The following is a 19,276-nucleotide window of genomic DNA, read 5'->3' as shown; positions in this document are numbered from 1 at the left end:
TGTCATCCCGATATCACCCTTGGGAGTATGGACCGATGTCTCGAAATGCTTGTGTGACCTCCCTGCGGCTGGCGCTGGGGGCTTGTCTGTTGGCGTCTCTTGCACCTGCCCCTTCTCTCGCAGATGTTGCTCGCGGTACGCTGGGCGTCTCCATGACAGTACTGCCGTCATGTGAGTTTCGTGCTGGCAGCCAGCCAGCTTCGCCCCATCCGCTCGCCGGCCCACGGGCGAGTGATGCGGCTTATACAGTAGCTTGCCCGGCGTCGTATCCCGTCCGTGCCAGCTATAACCCTGCTGCCAAGCCTTTGGCTGATGACGCGGGCATGATCTTTGTTGGTAGCCACCGTATTGCTCTGGAGCAGTTGTCAACACAGCCAGGGCCGACGGGCGGTGTGTCGGTGCTTACGATATCCTATTGAGCTGCTGATGCTTGCAGATGTCGTCAGCCCCCGGCCCTGCACTAGCTGCCAGGCCCGGGGGGGTGAGGGCATTGTGTCGGACGGCAACTAGTACGAGACGGTCACCATGACGCTATCTAGATAGCTACCGGCCGGTATGCTGTGCTGGCCTCCTGTGATACGTCCGTAGAGGGGTAGGTTGTAGGTGGCCGTACCATTGAGCTGGATGGTCACACTGCCGCCCGTACCGTCTCCCAATACTTGGCTGCGGGCGGCATCTGCGTAAAGGTGGTAAGTCAGCAAGGCTGCGGGATTGGCGCCTGTCATTTTACGGCCGGTGGCATGGCTGGCGCCCAGCCCGGTGCCCAGGTCGGCGCTGAGTGTGGCGGTGAAGCTGTCGTCACACTCCACGGTCAAGGCGCCAGTCGTATCCAGGCTGCTCGCCGAGAGGGTGTTATAGGTGCCAAAGGCCATGCCGCTGCTAGTGATGCTGCATGTCAGGGCATAGGCCTTGCTGTTGGCACCTAGGACCAGCAGGGCACAGATCGCCAGCATGTTCAGGGTATGGGCAGACATATCAATGGCCCCAGTTTGGGTATGGTCAGGCCTGCTTCGGGCAGGTCTACCGTCAGTTCACATGCGGGCAGGCCTACTGGCCTGGCAAACAGCTTGTTGCCCTTGCTTGCGGGCAGATCGACAAATACCTCGCCACGCTTGCCCGTCACATACGACTGCTGCATTCCCAGCACCTCAACCGGGGTCCAGGCAGGGAGCGGCGTGCCGTCGGACAAGACCAGGCTCAACGTAGCACCGCGCAGTCGATGGATATTGAAGTCGACCACGACACCACCCTGTCGGCGGGGTATGACAGCACGCCGGATTTCGCCAACCGATGATTCCAGGGGCAGATACAGGGGGTCGATGCTGATGTGGTTGGCCTGATAAGCCTGCAGATTGCCCACGACTACGCGACCCTCTTGGTCGGTATGGCCGACTAGCCGGTTTTCCAGGTAAACCGGTATGCCGGCGGTGCCAGGGACTTGCACCAGCGCAAAGCCCTGATCCAGATCGCGCGAAAAATACAGTCTGCCGCCGATGAATTCAATCCCGCCCTGGGCACCCAGCCGGGTGCTGGTCTTGCCCTGCAGCCGAACCAGATCGAGTCGGAAGCGTCCAAACGACGCTTGTTGCATGACCGAGATGTCCTGGCGGGAGTAGCTGCTTCCCCGTTCGGTGATAAGGCGATAGCCGGTACCGCTATCTGCGGGGATGGTTTTCTGGAAAACCATCTGGCCGGTTGTATTTGAGCCATCGTGCTTCAAACTGGCACTGGCCACGTGCTGGCTGTCGAACACCATGGTCAGCATGAGTGCGGCGGCCAAGTCTGCTTTGGGTGATACCGGCTTGAGCAGGGTAAATGAGGCAAAGGTATTGGGCGACAGCCTTTGCGAGTAACTGAGGTTGATGATGCGCGTAAGGTGATTGCCTTGATCTTTGCGGTGCAGGTAGTTGAGGGCCATTGCACCTTGGCCGATAGGCGCACTGACCTGGGCGGTAGCCAACTGCCGCGGGAGATTGTCCGGATCGCTTCCCAACTGGCGGAACCCTTGGCTATTCAGCTGCATGCGTGCGCTGGCGGACCAGCGTTGACCCAGATAGCGGTAGGCGACGCTACCCATCAAGCCGCTGTTCTCGCCACGGGTGCGGCTAGCCACAATGGTGGATTCCAGCGTGCTCGACAGGGCGGGCGACAGTGTGGCGGCTGACAGTCCGATCGCAGTATGGTTTTTCTGTATTTCGCCACGTAGTTCGCCGGTCAGGCTGTCGCTCAAGCCTTTGCGATAGGTCAGGCTGGCAAACGGATTGTGATAGGCGTTGCTGCGTAGGCCATAGTCCTGGCGGAGCCAGCCGAATTCATAGTTTTCCTGTACCAGCCCCGGACGCAACAGATTGGGATTGGCAAAAAAGGACTGGGTGATCCGTTGCTCACGTCCCAGCATATCGGTCACTATCACCTGCACTTCACCGGCGCCGCTGATCACGGGCAGGCCTTGTACGGTAAACGGGCCGGCCCGTACAGCCTGGCGGGCGCGCAGCACGTCGTTGACATAGACATCGACGGTAGACGGTAGTCGTGTACTGCCGGACGCACCCGGCATGGGCATGGTGACCAGATCCGGCCGGATCGAAAAGTTGGTGCCATATTGCAGTCCGCCGAACAAGACCCCGTAGCCCCAGGCACCAGTGCCACTGTAGCTGTCGCCCAGGCGCAAGGTTTTCAGTGTGTCGGTCTGGTCGGTCTGATAGGTGGTCAGCAGCCTGACATTACGCTCAGAGCCGCCCAGAAAGCTGCTGCTCAGCATGCCACTGCCCTGAAACAGCCCAACCTCTAGCAAAGCCTGGTGAGCGTCGATGCCGCCACTGCGACTGGATGACAGGTCGTAGCCGAGCGCCGCACCCGGCGCATAGGGTGCCACCTCTAGTGGGTCGAGGGTCGTGAGATCGATACGGGTGCGGGTGAACGCCTCGGCGCTTGCGGTGATGGCCAGCTCCTCCCTGGTATGGTCGCGTTGATAATGGAGTCCTTTGATGAGAGCGAGGTTGGCATGCTGTACGCCTGCGATGCCGATGACCTGTTGCTGCTCGATATCGATGTTCCAGCTGCGCAGGAATTCAACCGGTACCCATAACTCACCTGCTTTACCCTCCCAAAACACTGTGCCCCCCTCGCTAACCAGGTCGTTGATGGTCACGGCCAGTATCACTGGGCGATAAGCGGGAGCAAGCGGCATCGTTTCTGCGGCGTTTGCTGCCACCACAAATAGCGGGCTCAGCGCAAGCAGGGTGGCAGCATGGGTAAGCGAGGTGGCAAGCATGGGGCATCATGTTCCGTCAGGACTTTGGGTAGCGCAGACCGTACCTGGCGAAACACCCCCTTAGACGATAGTTAGTGGCGATTTCAGGCAGCCACCCATGTGGCATGGCCGGGCTCTGGGGTGTCGCGGCCCCTGGCAGGCTGTCTGCCTGATCACCCGTCGCGGTTTAGCTGTTTGGGCTGCGTGTCTCATAGCACGCTCGCCAGCCTGGCGGGGGCAGCCACCATGCGACTGCGGCGGAGTACACCCATGGGGCAGTTATTCCTGACTTCTACCGTGTAGCTGTTCAGTTCGGTCTGAACCACCACCACAAAAGCTTTGCCGAGCGCTGCGGGTGCCGCTTTGGCGAGATCCCAGCTTTTTTGCGCATCGGGGAGAAGATAGTCGAAGGCGTCCCAGCTCCCCAGTACATGAGGGCCAGGCAAGGCTTTCAAGGCGATATGACGTAGTTGCACATGGGCGTTGCCGATATTGCCCATGCGCAGGCTGGTGCCATTGCTGGCGCATTCCAGCGCAGCCACTAGCTTGGGCCTGGCAGACTCTGCGGGTGCAACGAAAACCGGCAGGTCGTGACGTATGACCAAGCGAGTCTCGGTGTTGTTGGGTGACGGCGGGGGCGGCACCTCTTCAACGAACAGGCGATATGCCGCCTCCCTGGAGACTTGTAGATTACTTCGGGTGCCGATGCGGACGATTTGCTGCCTGCCTGGAAGCAAGCGGAAGGTCGTCGGTGTGATGACCAGATCCTGAGATGGCTCGTAGGTGTAACGTATACCCTCTGGTTTCCAGCGATTCAGGCTTACTTGCATGACGGACGACTCAGCACCGATGTTACGCACGGTCAGAACCGCGACCTTGGCGCTGGCGGACAGGTTGATACGCACCGGGCTCAGCTCTATCGAGCCTGCCTGGCATAGCCCGGCCTGCAGCAGTAGCAGGCCGGGCAACAGGTAGGGGCTTGGGTTGTGCTTGGCCAGCATGGCGCGCACTCAGTAGGTGACGGTCACATTGACCGTATCCGAATAGCTGGCTGCCGGCACGATCTGCCCAGCAAAAATACGGCCATACGCAGGAATCACTTGATCGATCCCCGTACCCGTACCCATGACGGTGCCGCTACCCCCTGTGCCATCGCCCCAGACCGTGGTGCGGGCAGCAGAGGTGTAGACCGAATAGGCCAATGACTGCAGGCCGGCCGTCATCCTGCGGGATGCCAGTGTGGCTCCAGATCCGCCACCCACATCCAGTGCAACCGCGTAAGCTGACCCGGTTGTGCAACTGACAGTGACGGTACCGATAGCATCAATATTGCCGGCAGTGATGGCGGCACTGGTGGCACTGGCAAAGGCCAGGGTAGATGTACCCACCGCACATGTGGCGGCTACCGTGGCAGTAACCAGCATAGGGCCGGTAGCGGTGGCGGCATACGCGGCCTGACAGAGACCGAGGGCGAATATCCACAGTGGCCACTGCGGACGCAAGGTAGGGCGCAAGTTTCCGGGGAATTGCCGATTCGTATCCATCTCATACCTCTCTACGGCCTGTTAGAGCCAGTTTGGGGGCAGCGACATGGCTGTCCTTGAGGCCAATGTACGATGGCTATCCCTGCCAATCTGTGCGGTGAGGCACTTAGAGGCGGTTATGAATTTAAGTCATTGATGGTTTATGTCGGGCTATGCAAGCGCCAGGGAAACCCTGGCGCTTGCATCAACGCAGCCTGATACAGGGTGTGGCAGGGTAGGTCGTGGGGCCTTGCAGGATGAACTTCGGTCGATCAGGGCAGGGCGGCCACTGCGTGACATTCTGCTGCTTGGAGGCGCTACCAAAACCCTGCGTTTGCGAATAGGTGGTGACGCACGGGAGCGGGTGCCGTGCAGCAGGCGTGTGCAGCGGACAGTACGTGGGTATGGCAAGCTCGAACGACAAGGCCAGAAGGGTATTATTGGCGCAGATACCCCGTCAGTTGCTCAGGCGGGTGCCGACAACTGCAGCGCCATGATGTGTTCGTCGCCGTCTTTCTCGCCGGTATCGCAAAAGCCGGCCTTGGCATAGAAGGGCTGTGGGTTGCCTGGGCCAGCGGTGTAATAGAGCGTGACGCGGATATCGCCGTGGGTGGCGCTCAGTTCATCCAGCCAGATTGCGACGGCGCGCTGCCCATATCCCTGGCTCTGATGCTGGCTACCCAGCATAAAGCGCAGCAGGTGGAATGCCGCCGCTGCCGGGTCGCACCAATAGGCCATGAAGCCCACCGGGCTCTCGTCGGCATAGATCACCCTCAGCTGTACCTTGTCCGGCTCCAGGTAGGCCTTGGCGATGGTGTTTTCGTTGCTGGCGACAAAGGTGGTTTGCTCGGGCTTGACCTTGAGCGCCAGCACCGTGTCGAAGTTGGCGTGCGTCAACGGGCGCAGTGATACCTGCGTGGCAGTCATGGATTTGTAAGGCACGTTGTTCGATTCTGTTGTTCAAATGGGGCAGGCCACGATGGGCTGTGGCCTGCTGTACTGGCTATGCCAAGGCGGCAAGCAGGGCAAAGGCATTGGGTATCTTGTGCACCGGTAAGCGTACGGCGCTGAGGAGCTTGCCTTTCTGCTTGATCAGCAGCTTGCCGCCTGCAATCGTGATTTTCTCTATCTGATCGCGGGGTAAGGACAGGTCTTTATATACCAGGGTGTCACGCTGCAGAGTGAGGGGGCCGAAGTGCATCGCCCGGCCTTCACTCAGGTGTTTCAGCGCCGTAGGGGTAATGGTGTTGCGCTCAAAGGCAACCAGACGTTGGTGCAGCTCTATGATGCCGCGGACATTGCTGTTGAGTTTGAGTTGGCCCTGGTTCTGGCCATCACTCAGATGAATGTTGATATGCATCGAATCCGCATTGACCCTATCCTGCGGCGCGATTTCCAGCAGGCGATGGAGTGCGATGGTGCTGTCGTGGCCCGTCATATGGATCAACTGGTGGCGTATCTTGGTGTGCTCGTCGAGCTTAATGGATTTTTCGCCCAGCAAGGAGGAAACGCTGATGCGATCACCATGGTAGGTGACGCGCTTGCTGTGATGAAACACCCAGATGAATGCCAGCAAGGCCAGGCTGAGACTGCCTAGCGTGATGCTTACGCCCTGTTCTGACCAGGGTTGGCCGAGATTGATCCTGGCATAGAGGTCGCCGAAGCAGAACATGAAGATGGTGCCGAGCACCAGGGTGGCCATGGCGCGGGCCATATAGGTCATCGAATAGGTAGTTTGCATGAGATGGGAACAAGGATAGGAGTGGATATGGACGTCTGTGTATGCCGCCAACCCGGTTCGGGCTGGCTGACGGGGACGTTAATCGCTTGTGGGGCCAGTGCGCAACGGTTGTGGGCGGCGAGGGTGGTTGGCTTGCCGTGGTGCGGGGCCCAGTTGCAGCCGTGCACGGCTCGATAGTCCTGCAACAGCGGGCGCTGGCCACCTTGATGGGATGCTTCAGCCAGCAGCGACAGCCGTGACGGCTTGTGTACTCCAGGCAACAGCGCCCAGCGCTTGCTTGCCAGCCATGCAAGCAAAGAGGGTTAGAACAGGCTGAGGGTCTGCGGTTGCAACGGTGCTGCCTCGGCCTCAAAGCCGGCCAAGGGCATCAGGCTGAGGAAACTGCGGGCGGTTTCGCTGTCGGCTTGCAGCCAGGTGTCGTATTGCGCGGGGGGGACGACCACCAGGGCGCGTTTTTCGTCGCTGGGGCGATGGAACTGGCCCATCAATGGATGGCCGTCAGCGTTGATGGTGATTAGCGAAAAGGAGAGCAGATCCTGGCCATCGCGGCGCCATCTGTCCCAGATGCCGGCGACGGCGAAGCTGTTGCCATTGCGCTGCTGCAGGCGCCAGCGCTGTGCCCTGCCGCTGTGGTAGCCCGGCTCATAGAAGCATTGCATGGGCACCAGGCAGAATTGGCGCTTGTGCCAGGCATGCCGGAAACTAGGCTTCTCGCCCACGGTTTCGGTTCTGGCGTTATAGGTATGGCGACCGATGTGACGGTCGCTGGCCCACGCAGGTATCAATCCAAAGCTGGCAGCCAGGCATTCACGCGAGCGCGCGCTGGCCTGGCTGAGCCGGATGATGGGTGCAGCATAGCTGGGGTAGACCTCTTCCACCCAGTCCTCGTCGGGCGGGATTACCTCGAACTCGTCGGTAAGCCGCTTGGGCGCAACAGGGCGGAAGTTGGTACACACGCTAAGCGGCTATTACTTCTTCTTGGCGGGCTTCTTGGTGGCCTGGGCGGCAACAGCAGCCTTGAAGGTGGCACCAGGGGTGAACTTGGGCACAACGGTGGCGGCGATCTTCAGCTTCTCGCCAGTACGTGGGTTCTTGCCTTCGCGTGCGGCGCGGGGCAGGGATTTGAAGGTACCGAAGCCCACCAGCGTCACGGTGTCGCCTTCGGCGACTGCTTGGCTAACGGCTTCAATGAACGCATCCAGGCTGTTACCGGCGGCTGCCTTGCTCAGGTTGGCCTTGTCTGCGATGACATCAATCAGTGCTTGCTTGTTCATGCTTATGCCTCTGTCTGCTGTGGGTAAATGCCGGCCGTGCCTGCCACGGCCCAGGGACAGTCTAGTGGAAGATTTGCGTTTGTGCCTATCACTTCATGCGTAAAAGCGCATCAGTGCTGGCTTGCAGCGCTTTCGACACACCTGGGGCCGGTTTGGGCAATATTTGCGGCAGGCATTTGCGAATGTCATAGACCTTGGCACAATGCTAGTCAAATTGAAATCCAGCCCATCCTGCTGCCGGCATCAGCTGCGGCAGGCACGGCCTGGATTCCCTGTTCCTGAGGAGGAACCGTAGCAATGAACAACCCTTTGCAGCAGCAGGCAAGGACGCCTGCCAGCAGTGCGCATCCGACTGATGCCGAGCGCTTTTCGCACCACTACACCCGTACCCAGGCCCGTGCGGCACTGGTGGCGGAGTTTACCCGGCGCTGGCCGGAGCGGCCACTGGTCAAGCCAAGCCATGCACCGATTGCGCCCTTGCACCCGACGCTGAAGCGGCAGGAGGAGGCTCCCGCGCTAGCCGCAGCTGTACCGACCGTGTCGCCGCCGCCCGCTTGGCGTAGTTGGCGCATGCTGGTCGAGATGAGCATGGCTGGGATAGCGGGCTTTATGGGCGGTCTGGTGCTTTTTGGCGCGGTGCTGCGCGCAAGCGCTTAGAGCCGGTTACGGACACAAGCCAAGGCGCGGTGGAGAAGGATGGCGCAGGCGTGAGAGAGCCCTGGCGCGGGATGTCGGGTTAGCCTGAACCGGTAGCGTTACCCTGATTGAGTCCACACTCCCGTTCTCGTCGCCGCTTTGGTGGTCTCGGCAATATTGCAGTTTGTATCCTGCGGGCAGATGGGCTAACACTCACGAGTTCGCTTAACTTTCATTCCATAGGAATCGCTGATGAACCTGGTTCAACGTGTACAGGGCATATTGCTCAAACCCAAGGAGACTTGGCCGGTCATCGATGCCGAGTCGGCCACCGTCGCGTCCATCTACAAGGAATACCTGCTGATCCTGGCCGCTATACCGGTGATCGCCAGCTTCATCGGCATGTCCTTGATCGGGGTAGGGGGCTTTGGTATCAGCATACGCACGCCCATCGTGGCTGGCCTGGTGCAGGCCGCGCTGACCTACGGCCTGTCGCTGCTGATGGTGTATGTGTTGAGCTTGATAGTCGATGCGCTGGCGCCCAGCTTTGGCGGTACCAAGAACCCGCTCAATGCCTTCAAGGTGGTGGCCTTCAGCATGACGGCCAGCTATGTGGTCGGCATCCTCAGCATTGTTCCCATGCTGGGCATGCTGGGTATCCTCGGTGCCCTCTACGGTTTCTATCTGCTCTACCTGGGCCTGCCGGTGCTGATGAAGTGCTCGGAAGACAAGGCCATAGGTTACACCGCTGTGGTAGCCGTCATCGGCTTTGTGGCCTCCATCATCATTGGTGTCATCGCAGGCGCGGTGACTGCGCCCTTCATGCTGATGGGCGCGGCCAGTTCCATCTCGGTGGATTCGCCTGACGGCAAGGTGGCCATTGATACTTCCAAGCTGGAAGCCATGGCCAAGCAGATGGAAGAAGCCGGCAAGAAACTGGAAGAAGCGCAGGCTTCGGGTGATACGGCGGCGGCGGGTGCCGCATTGGGCGCCATGGTCAGCGGTGGCGGCACGCCAATTGCCAGCCAGGAATTGAAGGCCTTCCTGCCGGAGAATATCGCGGGCCTCAAGCGCAATTCGGTGGAAGCCGAAAGCAATTCGGCCATGGGCTTTTCGGTATCGACCGCCAAGGCGGCCTACGGTGACGATACCCGTAGTCTGCGTCTGTCGATTACCGACTTGGGTGGTGCTGGCGGCCTGATGAGCCTGGCAGCCTGGGCCAATGTCACATCCGACAAGGAAACCGATACGGCCATCGAGAAGATCTACAAGGATGGTAAGCGCACCCTGCGTGAGGATTACCAGAAGGATGGTAGCCGTGGGCAGTTCAGCGTGGTGCTGGCCAATGGCGTGATGCTGGAGGCCGAAGGCAACCAGGTGGACATCGCCTTGCTCAAGCAGGCGATAGTCAGTGTGAACCCCGACAAGATCGAGGCGCTGCAGCGCCCTGCCAAGCAGTAAGCAGACAGCCTGTATCCAAGCCAGTTGCGGCTAGCCCCGTAACTGGCTTTTTGTTTGTTGGCGGTTCCGGCTTATGCTGGACAGAAAATTGCGGATGGTCACTGATCCGCGCCGTATCAATATACGTCCGCAGCAACTTGGTTTTCGTGGAAATCCGGTTTGCTGGACGCGCCTGAAGGAATGCACATGCGCCGTCTTGCTCTTATCCTGCTGGGATCGCTCTGCTCGGCTTCTGTGGCTGCCGCCAATTTTGACTTTCAGTTTGTGGATGCGGAGAGCACCTTCGCCCAGCGTGGCTGGATGGACAGCAGCTCCTTGTTTCAGCGCAATTTCCGGGCGGCAGGCGTCTTACTGGGTGCGGCTATTGCATCGGATCAGACCATTACCGTGGAGGTGCGGGCGGACGCCAATACGGCACACTTTGGCGGCGGGCTGAATTTTGGCCTGGACCGTGGCCTGCAACAGGGCCTGCATGTGCTGGAGCCTGGTGCGCTGACCCGCGTGCTGGGGGGCGTGCGCACCAATACGCCAGACATTGTTGTCACCGTCAATGCGGCATTCTCGGAGCAATGGTACTGGCCGGACACACAGCCGGAGACGCGCGGCGGCGTGGTGCCGCAGGGCAAGACAGACCTGATCTCCATCGTCATGCATGAGCTGGTGCATGGTCTTGGCGTGTCGGCACGACGCAGCTTCGATACAGCGACGCTGGGGCAGTATTACGACAATGTACGCATCCCCTATGACTTGCTGACCCGTTTTGCCGGCAACGGGCTGCCCTCGGAGAATGGCGTCTACAACCAATTGGAGTTCTTTGGCCCTGAAACCGTGATGACCAATGGTGGACCGCTGAAGCTGACCTACGTGTCGCCAGGCAACCGGGAGTTCAGTCAGAACTTTTCGCATATCGGCGATTGCAGCGATGCCTTGCCATACCGGACTACCCTGATGAATGGCTGCAGCGTGCCCGTTGATGGCAGCCGTCTGAAGCTGACGCCGTATGACCTGGGGCTGATTGCCGACATGGGCTACCCGGTACGCTCGGTGTTCTTTGCCGATAGCGGTGTCCTGAGTACGGCGGTGAGGCTGGAAGGCGTGATGTATGGTGCGCGCCTACAGCGGGTGGATACGCAAGGTTACGAGTTCGACCTGGTCAACACCAGCCTGAGCAACCGCGCCGAGAGCGAGGCCAGCTTCGATAGTTCGAGCGGCACGCTGACCATGAACAACCTGACCATCAACGATAGCCCACAGCGCTATAACGTGGTGATGAAGCTGGTGCCGAATGTCTCCAACCTACGCTTCACCCTGCATAGCGCGACCTTGTTACCCTGATTTATCCTTGAAACTGAATATGCGATCTCCCCGTACCCTGATCAAGACCCTGCGACGCTGGCTGGGCTTGCCGACACCAGCGACAACTTACACCACGGCCGCGCCGGCTGCCGTGGCCAAGCCACCCAGGCACAAGCCGCAAGCGCCCTTGCGCACCTATGACAAGGCTGCCATACAGGCCATGCCCGAATTTCTCGGCCTGCAGCGGGAGGCTATCGTAGTGGTGGAAGACGAAGCCAGCGCTGCGAGCGCCTGCGCTGCGTTGCAGGCTGCCGGTGTGGTGGGATTTGATACCGAGTCCAAGCCGACCTTCAACAAGGGCGAACAATCGCAAGGCCCGCACCTGATACAGCTGTCCACGGCAGAGTGTGCGTATCTTTTCCCGGTGCGCAACAACCAGGTGCCGACCGCCCTGCGTGAGCTGCTGATGTCGCCCAAGGTCATCAAGGTGGGTTTTGATTTACGCTCCGACAAGGCTCAGATGGCGGCCAATCTCAAGCTACACTGCCAGGGGATAGATGATCTGGTGAGCGTGTTCCGCAAGCAGGGGTATCGCAATACCATCGGTGCGGTGCAGGCAGTGGCCATCCTGTTCGGCCAGCACTATCGCAAGTCCAAGAGTGCCAAGATGTCCAACTGGGCGGCGCCCCAGCTGAACGACAGCCAGCAGCGCTACGCAGCTAACGATGCCTATGTGGCATTGCGGGTGTACCAGGCCTTGCGTGAGAAGGCACAGCGCCGCTAGGGCAGCGATGCTGCGGGTTTCGGCGGTAGGCTTTTCAATCTGCCAGGGGGCGGGCATGCTCAAATTTGGATTCCGCATCAGAACCAAAACCGGGGCCGTGGTGGACAACCTGGTGATACAGGCCCATGACCTGACCCATGCCGAGGCCAAGCTGCTGCAGATGTATCACCACGCCACGGTACTGGAAGCCAAGCCCCTGGATGACACGCCGCGCGGTGAAGGGGTGGATCTGGAAAGCGCCATCTCGCTGATCATCGGGCGCGACGATACACGCTAGCAGCCTGCTGCTGCCCTCATGCCCCCGCTATCTTGACGGCCTTGGCCGGTTTGGTCAGCAGCCGGCTTAGCAGTGCCTGGGCCTGCGGGTCTTGCACCGCCAGGCTGGGTGTGGCCTGGGCTGGCAGAAAGCCCAGCAGCTGCAATTCCTCGTACAGCCCCTGGTAATCCTGGGCACCCCGGCTATTCGGTGCATGGGCAAACACATCGCGGTTGGCATAGGGGCTCTCGGCCAGCGCCACATTCTCGTGTATGCGGGTGGTGCACACTTCTGCGCCAAAGTGTTCGCGCATGGCACGGTCTATATCCCAGGACATGCGGCGGCGGCCATCAAACCGGGTAATGACATAGCAGCGGGCAATCCGCTGCTTCAGAACAGGCGCCAGGGCATTAAGGGTTTTTTCCACCTGCATGGCGCTCTTCATGGCCAGGTAGTCGGCTGATACCGGAACCAGCACCCGGTCTGCCGCAAATATCGCCGATAGCGACAATACCCCCAGCATGGGCGAGCAATCGATCACCACCGGCTGGCTGCCATGGAGCAGATGCTCGCGCTGCAGGCCCAGCCGCAGGCGGTTGAGGATATTGGGGCCCTTGCCGAACTGGGTATCGACCTTGGCCAGCTCCAGGTGCGCGGCAATGATGCTGCCCCTGCCCGCGACGGCGAACTGCAGATCAGCCAACTGCCTGTGGTCGCGATAGAAGGCGTAGATGCTGCTGGAGGAATCGGTAGGCGTGATACCTGACAGGGCGGTCAGATGGCCTTGCGGGTCCAGGTCGATGGCCAAGGTGGCGTGGCCGGCACGCGCCAGGGCCGCTGCCAGGTTGAGGGCTGTGGTGGTCTTTGCCACACCACCTTTCTGATTGAAAACCGCAAGGCAAGCCATGGCGTTATCCCGTTTGGCTAACTGGGCCTTTAGTTATCTGTATAAATCAAACACTTAGCAAGTTTATTTAATGCATCGCTATAAAGGCTGCCCAAAAACGCCTGCCTGGCAGGTGACAGACGGTGGTCTGGAAACGACAGAATCATTTGTCATAAGTGCGCCTTGGAAGGCATTATCAACACATTGTCATAAACTTTTACCAATCTCCGCTGTCGCCATCGCCCCAATGGGGCATAAATTGGCTGTGGTTTCGGATTGGACCTTGCGTAAGGCGCAGTGGAGGCAGCAATGAATACAGGATGGATACGATGCGGTGTGGCATTGATACTGTTGGGTACTTGCCATGCTGCGGGTAAGCTGGGCCAGTTTGAAGCCAAGGGTAGCTATACCGGCTCGCCGGCCAACCTGACGCTGTCGGCAACTGTCGAGCCGGCGCCGCAGGACAAAGGCGCTGCTGGGGGCATCTACGTCGCTGCCCTGGTGCAGAACGACTGGCTGGTACTGGGGCCTACCGGTTGGGTGCCCTCCACCATGGGCTTTCCTGCCTACCGCACTGGCCCGTTGGCGAATACCGCCGTCCCGGTACTGAGCAATCTGGATGTGGCCGCTATCGAGTGTGCCCAGGTATTTGCCGGCTATGGCCGCACCCTGGATGCCATGGTGGGCGAGATGACCTACCGGTCCATCTACCAGGTACCGGCACTATGGCCCCGTACCACTCCGCTGCCCTGCAGCAGCATGGCAGACGCCGATGCAGCGCGTTTTCTCAAGCAGGCTACGTTTGGCGCGACCGAGGCAGAAATCGCCAACGTCAAGCAGCTGGGCCTGGCGGCCTGGATCAATGCCCAGTTTGCACTGCCGGCAAGCCGCTATCCCAATCTGCCGGAAACCCCGTCCTCGCGCCCGGCGGAGTGCGACAACATCTGTGGCCGCGATAAATACAGCCTGTTCCCGCTGCAGACCACGTTCTACAAAAACGCCCTGACTGCGCCGGATCAACTGCGCCAGCGGGTAGCGTTTGCGTTGTCGCAGATATTGGTGGTCTCGGGTAACGAGATCAACATGGCGTACAGCTATGCGCCCTATCAGAACATCTTGGTGGACAATGCCTTTGGCAACTTCCGGGACATCATGACTCAGGTGACGCTGAGCCCGGCCATGGGGCGTTACCTGGACATGGTCAACAACGGCAAACCATCGTCAGCATCGCAACAGGCCAATGAGAACTACGCCCGCGAACTGCTGCAGTTGTTCACCATCGGCCTGTACCAGTTGAATCAGGATGGCACAGTGGTGCGGGACGGCAACGGCCTGCCCGTCCCCAGCTACGATGAGGAGATGGTACGCAAGTTTGCCCTGATCCTGACTGGCTGGACCTACCCGGTAAAACCCGGTGCGGCGCCGGCCAAGTACAACCCCAGCTATTACCTGGGCCCCATGGTGGCCGTGGCCACCAATCACGAGAACAGCAGCAAGGCCCTGTTCAATGGCTATGTATTGCCGGCCGGGCAAACGCCGGAGAAAGACCTGGCCGATGCCTTGGACAATCTGTTCCTGCATCCCAATGTTGGTCCCTTTATCGGCAAGCAGCTGATACAGCACCTGGTGACCAGCAACCCCAGCCCGGCCTATGTCGCCCGCGTGTCTGATGCCTTCGCCAACAATGGCCAGGGGGTGCGCGGTGATCTGAAGGCCGTCGTGCGTGCCATCCTGCTGGACCCGGAAGCCCGTGGCGGCATGCGTAGCGAGGTCAACTACGGCCATCTGCGGGAGCCGGTACTGGTGGGTACCCAGCTGTTGCGGGCACTGGGCGGGCAGAGTGACGGTGTCTGGCTGATAGGCCAGAACCGTAGCCTGGAACAGAACGTGTTCAACTCCCCCTCGGTATTCAACTACTACCCGGCTGATTATGCGCTGGTGGATGGGACCGAAGCCCCCCAGTTCGGCATCTACAACACCAACACCGCCATTGCCCGGGTAAACCATCTGTACAGCATGGTGGTCTCTGCCACCGCCACCGGCAATGTGATCACCCCCGGCAAGCCCGACACGACGGTGGTGGGCGCCACCGGCACCTCGTTCGACCTGAGCCCGCTGGTTGCGCTGGCGGGCGACCCCGCCAAGCTGGTGGACAGGCTCAATGTGCTGCTGTTGCACGGCACCATGCAGCCCACCATGCGCGACCTGCTGGTCAAGCAGGTGACGGCTGCCGGCACCGACCCGCTGGTACGCACCCGCACGGCTATCTATCTGACGGCCGCCTCAACTGCTTTCCAAGTGGAGCGCTGACATGAATATGACCCGCCGTGACCTGATGCGCGCTGCCATGCTGGCGGCCTCGGCCAGTGGATTTGGCTGGATGAAGGCGCTGGCCGCCCCGGCCAGCGACTACAAGGCCTTGGTTTGCGTCTTTCTCAATGGTGGCAACGACGGTAACAACCTGATCGTCCCGCTAAATACCGATGAGTACACTGCCTATGCCACCGTGCGCGGCGGCCTGGCCTTGCCCAAGACCAGCGACACGCCAAATGCCGCTCTGCTGTCTCTGGGCGCGCCCAAGTCCCAGCCCGGCCGCGAGTTTGGCCTGCACCCGGCACTCTCGGCCTTGCTGCCGATGTGGCAGCAGGGCAAGCTGGCGGTACAGTGCAATGTCGGCTCACTGGTGGCGCCGCTGACCATGGCCGAATACAAGGCCAACCGCAATCGCCCCTACAGCCTGTTCTCCCATTCCGATCAACAGGCGCAGTGGCAGACCGCAGAATCAGAAGAAGTCGGGCGTACCGGCTGGGGCGGCCGTCTGGCCGATGCCGCGCTGGGCCTGAACGGCGGGGTGACTATTCCTTCGCTGATATCGCTGTCGGGCTCCACCCTGTTTGGTGTGGGCCGGCGGACTTCGCCTCTGGTTTCGCCTGCCAGCGGGAACTTTGGCCTCAGCGGCACCGGCACGTCGGCTTCGGCCAAGGCCCGTACCGAGGGGATTGCTGCACTGCTGGGCATGGACCGCAACAATATCCTGGCCGCTGCCGCCAACAATGCCCTGGGTACGGCACTCAATAGCGCCGCCATCATCAGTCCGATCATCAACAACGCCGCGGCCGGGGTGGCCACCCATTTCACTGGCCTCACCGGCAACTTCAATGCGCAGCTGCTGGCGGTGGCCAAGCTGATCGAGGCGAGGGCAACCATAGGGCTGTCGCGGCAGATATTCTTTGTGCAACTGGGCGGCTTCGATACCCATAGCAACCAGATCAGCGCGCAGGAAGGCTTGTTTGCGCAGCTGGGCAACAGCCTGGCGGCCTTTTACAAGGCCATGGAGGGTTTGGGCCTGGCCAACCAGGTGACTGCCTTCACCAGCTCAGACTTCTCCCGCACGCTGCGACCCGCTTCCGGCGCAGGCAGCGATCACGCCTGGGGCAACCATCACATGGTGCTCGGTGGTGCGGTCAAGGGCGGCGACTTCTATGGTGCCTTCCCTACCCTGGCACTCAAGGGGCCGGATGATATCGATGGTGCCGGCCGCTGGCTGCCCACCACCTCGATAGACCAGTACGCTGCCACCTTTGCCAGATGGTTTGGTGTGGCCGATAGTGAGTTGACCACGGTATTGCCTTATCTGTCGCGCTTCAACCAAACCCATATGGGCTTTCTGTGAAACAGCAGCGCATGACGACACCCCTGCTGAGTACGGCCTTGCTGGCCGGTGTGCTGGCCGGCCTGGCGCTGCCTGCCGTCGCAGGCAGCGTGGACAAAGGGCGCTCGCTCTACCTGAACAACTGCCTGGTTTGCCACGGCATGCCACCCGATCAGTTGAGCAATCCCTCGGTATTGGCCGGCACCGACGCGCCGGCCAATATCCGCCATGCCATCAACAGCCAGGTGCAGATGCGCCATTTGGCACCGTTGACCGATACCGACCTGGCCAATATCGCCACCTTCCTGGGCAAGCCGTCGACCACCGATGCCGACCGCACCTTTGATTGGGGCGAAACGGCCTACCCGGAACTGCTGGCACCCGCCAAGGCCAAGTCAGCCGTGTATGACGGCTACTACTACCGCTATTACTCGACCACCAACGTCTACATCGGCATCAAGAATGGCCGTCTGTATTTCCTGGATGGCAATGTCCCTGGCGAGCCGCTGGATCTGGCACCGGCGGACTACTATCTGGGCCAAGCCGAGGCGGCCGGTTTTTGAGCGGTAGCCTGCTGTAGCAGGCTACCGGGTAGAGCCAGTTCACGATTTTTTCGCCCCAGCGCTGGGGTGAAAAAATCGTGAGTAGGCGCCTAGCCAGGGCGCAGGCCCAGCTCGCGCCACCGGGCTGCGGGTATGGCAGCCGGCGCATGCATCAGCAGGTCTTCGCCGTTGGCTGCCAGCGGGAAGGCCACGACTTCGCGCAGGGTGCTGCTCTGCGTCAGCAGCATCACCATGCGGTCTATGCCTGGTGCGGCACCGCCGTGCGGCGGTACACCGTGGCGGAAGGCAGCCAGCATGCCGCCGAATTCCTGTTCTACCTGTGCACGCTGATAGCCGGCCAGCCTGAAGGCCTCGATCAGGGTCTCGGGCTCATGGTTGCGGATGGCGCCTGAGCAGAGTTCTATGCCGTTGACCACGATATCGTATTGCTGGGCCGTGATGCTGAGCGGGTCTTGCCCGCGCAGGGCTGCCATGCCGCCATGGGGCATGGAGAAGGGGTTGTGGCAAAAGCCCACCTTGCCGTGTTCATCCAGCTCGTACATGGGGAAGTCCACCACCCAGGCGAAGCGGTAGTCGTGCGGGTCTACAGGCAGCAGCGGCATCAAGGCCTGGCGCAGGACGCGAACGGCCTGGGCGACGGCTGCCTCTTGGCCGATCAGCAGCCACAGCTGGGCGCCATCGGGCAGTGTGGCCGCGCCCGCCAGTTGCATGGGGGCGGTGGCGGGCAGTTGCTTCCATAGCCCGCCGCCCCAACCGTCCTCCTTGCGTACGCCATGTATCACCGTCACACCATCACAAGCGGCTTCGCTGGCGATGCGCTGGCCCCAGCCACGCGTCTGGCTGGCGCTTTCTGCGACGGCAAGGACGCGGGCTACACTGCCTGCCGGCAGGAGTTGTGGGGCGTGCTGCTGCAGCCAGTCCTCGGCGGTCTCGGCTGTCCATGGGTAGCGCAGGTCGGGCTTGTCGCAGCCATAGCGGGCCATAGCCTCGCGGTAGGGGATGCGCGGCCAGGGGCCGGGGGTGATGCGGGCCGCTGCGTCGCCAGCCAGGAAGACCTGGGGCAGCACCCGCTCCATGACGCTGAAAACTTCTTCCTGGTGGGTCCAGGCCATTTCGAAGTCGAGCTGGTAGAACTCGCCTGGCGATCGGTCGGCGCGGGAGGCTTCATCGCGAAAGCAGGGTGCAACCTGGAAGTAGCGATCCACCCCGGCAGCCATCAGCAGCTGCTTGAACTGCTGGGGGGCCTGGGGCAGGGCGTAGAACTTGCCGGGGTGCACGCGCGACGGCACCAGGAAGTCGCGGGCGCCCTCGGGGCTGGATGCAGTGAGCAAGGGGGTCTGGATTTCAAGAAAGCCCTCGGCCTTCATGGCGCTGCGGCAGGCATCGATGACGGCAGTGCGTACCCGTAGGCGTTCCAGCATGTCGGGTCGGCGCAGGTCCAGGTAGCGGTAGCTGAGGCGCAGTCGCTCGTCGGCACGGGCGAAGTCGCTGAGCGGCGTGGGCAGCGGTGCGGCACGGCTGACGATATGGGCGCTTTGCAGGACGACCTCCACCTCGCCCGTAGGCAGGCTGTTGTTGCGGGTGGCGGGGCTGCGCGCGACCAGGGTGCCGACGAGGTATAGCGTGCTCTCCATCGGCAGGTGCTCCAGTTCATCGAACTGCGGGTGCTGGGCATCGACCACCACCTGTACCCGGCCACTGCTGTCGCGCAGATCGAGGAACAGTACTCGGCCATGCGAGCGCTTGCCATTGAGAAAGCCGGCCAGCCGCACCTGTTGATCCAGGTTGGCAAGACGCAGGCTGCCGGCGGCGTGGCTACGATAGGGTGGGTAGGGGGTATGGCTTTGCATGGTATGGCTCCTGATGAAGGACGAAAAAAAGCGAGGGGGCCTTTCGGCCCCCTCGCTGGAATCTGGTGTCGGCTGTGTGTTAGCCGGGTCGGTACTTCGCT

General features: G+C 61.0%; 18 protein-coding genes. 8 read left to right on the top strand and 10 right to left on the bottom strand.

Annotated elements, in window-relative coordinates; genetic code table 11:
- Positions 1 to 506: 506 nt before the first annotated feature.
- From QWZ03_RS00390 to QWZ03_RS00355, 8 genes are all read right to left on the bottom strand, one after another.
- Complete coding sequence (locus tag QWZ03_RS00390; RefSeq protein WP_290330916.1) at positions 507 to 974, bottom strand: Csu type fimbrial protein; 468 nt, start codon at positions 972 to 974, stop codon at positions 507 to 509.
- Positions 956 to 3,274 carry a fimbria/pilus outer membrane usher protein gene (locus QWZ03_RS00385; protein WP_290330915.1) on the bottom strand — a complete coding sequence of 773 codons (2,319 nt, stop codon included), beginning with the start codon at positions 3,272 to 3,274 and terminating at the stop codon, positions 956 to 958. The genes QWZ03_RS00390 and QWZ03_RS00385 overlap by 19 nt, the downstream gene beginning before the upstream one ends.
- Before the next feature lie 188 nt (positions 3,275 to 3,462).
- The gene (locus QWZ03_RS00380) at positions 3,463 to 4,254 is read right to left on the bottom strand and encodes a fimbrial biogenesis chaperone (RefSeq protein WP_290330913.1); all 792 of its coding nucleotides are present in this window, start codon (positions 4,252 to 4,254) and stop codon (positions 3,463 to 3,465) included.
- A gap of 9 nt (positions 4,255 to 4,263) precedes the next feature.
- A complete protein-coding gene (locus QWZ03_RS00375; protein ID WP_290330911.1) occupies positions 4,264 to 4,677 on the bottom strand; it encodes a Csu type fimbrial protein in 414 nt (137 codons plus the stop codon).
- A gap of 564 nt (positions 4,678 to 5,241) precedes the next feature.
- Positions 5,242 to 5,718 carry a GNAT family N-acetyltransferase gene (locus tag QWZ03_RS00370; protein ID WP_290330910.1) on the bottom strand — a complete coding sequence of 159 codons (477 nt, stop codon included), beginning with the start codon at positions 5,716 to 5,718 and terminating at the stop codon, positions 5,242 to 5,244.
- A gap of 61 nt (positions 5,719 to 5,779) precedes the next feature.
- Complete coding sequence (locus QWZ03_RS00365) at positions 5,780 to 6,517, bottom strand: DUF6585 family protein (RefSeq protein ID WP_290330909.1); 738 nt, start codon at positions 6,515 to 6,517, stop codon at positions 5,780 to 5,782.
- A gap of 302 nt (positions 6,518 to 6,819) precedes the next feature.
- The gene (locus QWZ03_RS00360) at positions 6,820 to 7,473 is read right to left on the bottom strand and encodes an SOS response-associated peptidase (RefSeq protein WP_290330908.1); all 654 of its coding nucleotides are present in this window, start codon (positions 7,471 to 7,473) and stop codon (positions 6,820 to 6,822) included.
- 12 nt (positions 7,474 to 7,485) lie between these two features.
- Positions 7,486 to 7,791 (bottom strand): HU family DNA-binding protein, encoded by a 306-nt coding sequence (locus QWZ03_RS00355; protein WP_505538572.1) that lies wholly within the window; start codon positions 7,789 to 7,791, stop codon positions 7,486 to 7,488.
- Between the two features lie 297 nt (positions 7,792 to 8,088).
- On the opposite strand from QWZ03_RS00355, the gene QWZ03_RS00350 reads away from it, so the two are divergent.
- The 5 genes from QWZ03_RS00350 to QWZ03_RS00330 all read left to right on the top strand — a co-directional run bounded on the left by QWZ03_RS00350 (position 8,089) and on the right by QWZ03_RS00330 (position 12,245).
- Positions 8,089 to 8,448 (top strand): hypothetical protein, encoded by a 360-nt coding sequence (locus QWZ03_RS00350; protein ID WP_290330907.1) that lies wholly within the window; start codon positions 8,089 to 8,091, stop codon positions 8,446 to 8,448.
- Between the two features lie 231 nt (positions 8,449 to 8,679).
- Positions 8,680 to 9,888: a Yip1 family protein gene (locus QWZ03_RS00345; RefSeq protein ID WP_290330906.1), complete on the top strand. Its 1,209-nt coding sequence runs from the start codon at positions 8,680 to 8,682 to the stop codon at positions 9,886 to 9,888.
- Between the two features lie 186 nt (positions 9,889 to 10,074).
- A complete protein-coding gene (locus tag QWZ03_RS00340; RefSeq protein ID WP_290330905.1) occupies positions 10,075 to 11,223 on the top strand; it encodes a hypothetical protein in 1,149 nt (382 codons plus the stop codon).
- 19 nt (positions 11,224 to 11,242) lie between these two features.
- Complete coding sequence (locus QWZ03_RS00335; RefSeq protein WP_290330904.1) at positions 11,243 to 11,968, top strand: 3'-5' exonuclease; 726 nt, start codon at positions 11,243 to 11,245, stop codon at positions 11,966 to 11,968.
- Positions 11,969 to 12,023: 55 nt separating this feature from the next.
- The gene (locus tag QWZ03_RS00330) at positions 12,024 to 12,245 is read left to right on the top strand and encodes a hypothetical protein (protein WP_290330903.1); all 222 of its coding nucleotides are present in this window, start codon (positions 12,024 to 12,026) and stop codon (positions 12,243 to 12,245) included.
- A 16-nt stretch (positions 12,246 to 12,261) separates the two neighbouring features.
- On the opposite strand, the gene QWZ03_RS00325 is transcribed toward QWZ03_RS00330, so the two are convergent.
- Positions 12,262 to 13,131: a ParA family protein gene (locus QWZ03_RS00325; RefSeq protein WP_290330902.1), complete on the bottom strand. Its 870-nt coding sequence runs from the start codon at positions 13,129 to 13,131 to the stop codon at positions 12,262 to 12,264.
- Positions 13,132 to 13,419: 288 nt separating this feature from the next.
- On the opposite strand from QWZ03_RS00325, the gene QWZ03_RS00320 reads away from it, so the two are divergent.
- Genes QWZ03_RS00320 through QWZ03_RS00310 form a run of 3 tightly spaced genes read left to right on the top strand, consistent with a single transcriptional unit; the run spans position 13,420 to position 17,325 of the window.
- Positions 13,420 to 15,420, top strand: a complete 2,001-nt coding sequence (locus tag QWZ03_RS00320) for a DUF1800 domain-containing protein (protein WP_290330901.1) — start codon at positions 13,420 to 13,422, stop codon at positions 15,418 to 15,420.
- Position 15,421: 1 nt separating this feature from the next.
- A complete protein-coding gene (locus QWZ03_RS00315) occupies positions 15,422 to 16,783 on the top strand; it encodes a DUF1501 domain-containing protein (protein WP_290330900.1) in 1,362 nt (453 codons plus the stop codon).
- An 11-nt stretch (positions 16,784 to 16,794) separates the two neighbouring features.
- Complete coding sequence (locus QWZ03_RS00310) at positions 16,795 to 17,325, top strand: c-type cytochrome (protein WP_290330899.1); 531 nt, start codon at positions 16,795 to 16,797, stop codon at positions 17,323 to 17,325.
- Positions 17,326 to 17,414: 89 nt separating this feature from the next.
- Here the strand turns inward: QWZ03_RS00310 and aspS are convergent, their stop codons facing one another.
- Positions 17,415 to 19,175 carry an aspartate--tRNA ligase gene (gene aspS, locus QWZ03_RS00305; protein ID WP_290330898.1) on the bottom strand — a complete coding sequence of 587 codons (1,761 nt, stop codon included), beginning with the start codon at positions 19,173 to 19,175 and terminating at the stop codon, positions 17,415 to 17,417.
- Positions 19,176 to 19,276 lie beyond the last annotated feature (101 nt).

Source organism: Chitinimonas viridis, from assembly GCF_030409555.1.
Lineage (GTDB): Bacteria > Pseudomonadota > Gammaproteobacteria > Burkholderiales > Chitinimonadaceae > Chitinimonas > Chitinimonas viridis.
Note: the sequence above shows the minus strand (reverse complement) of the source record. Positions and strands in the feature narration are given on the sequence as shown.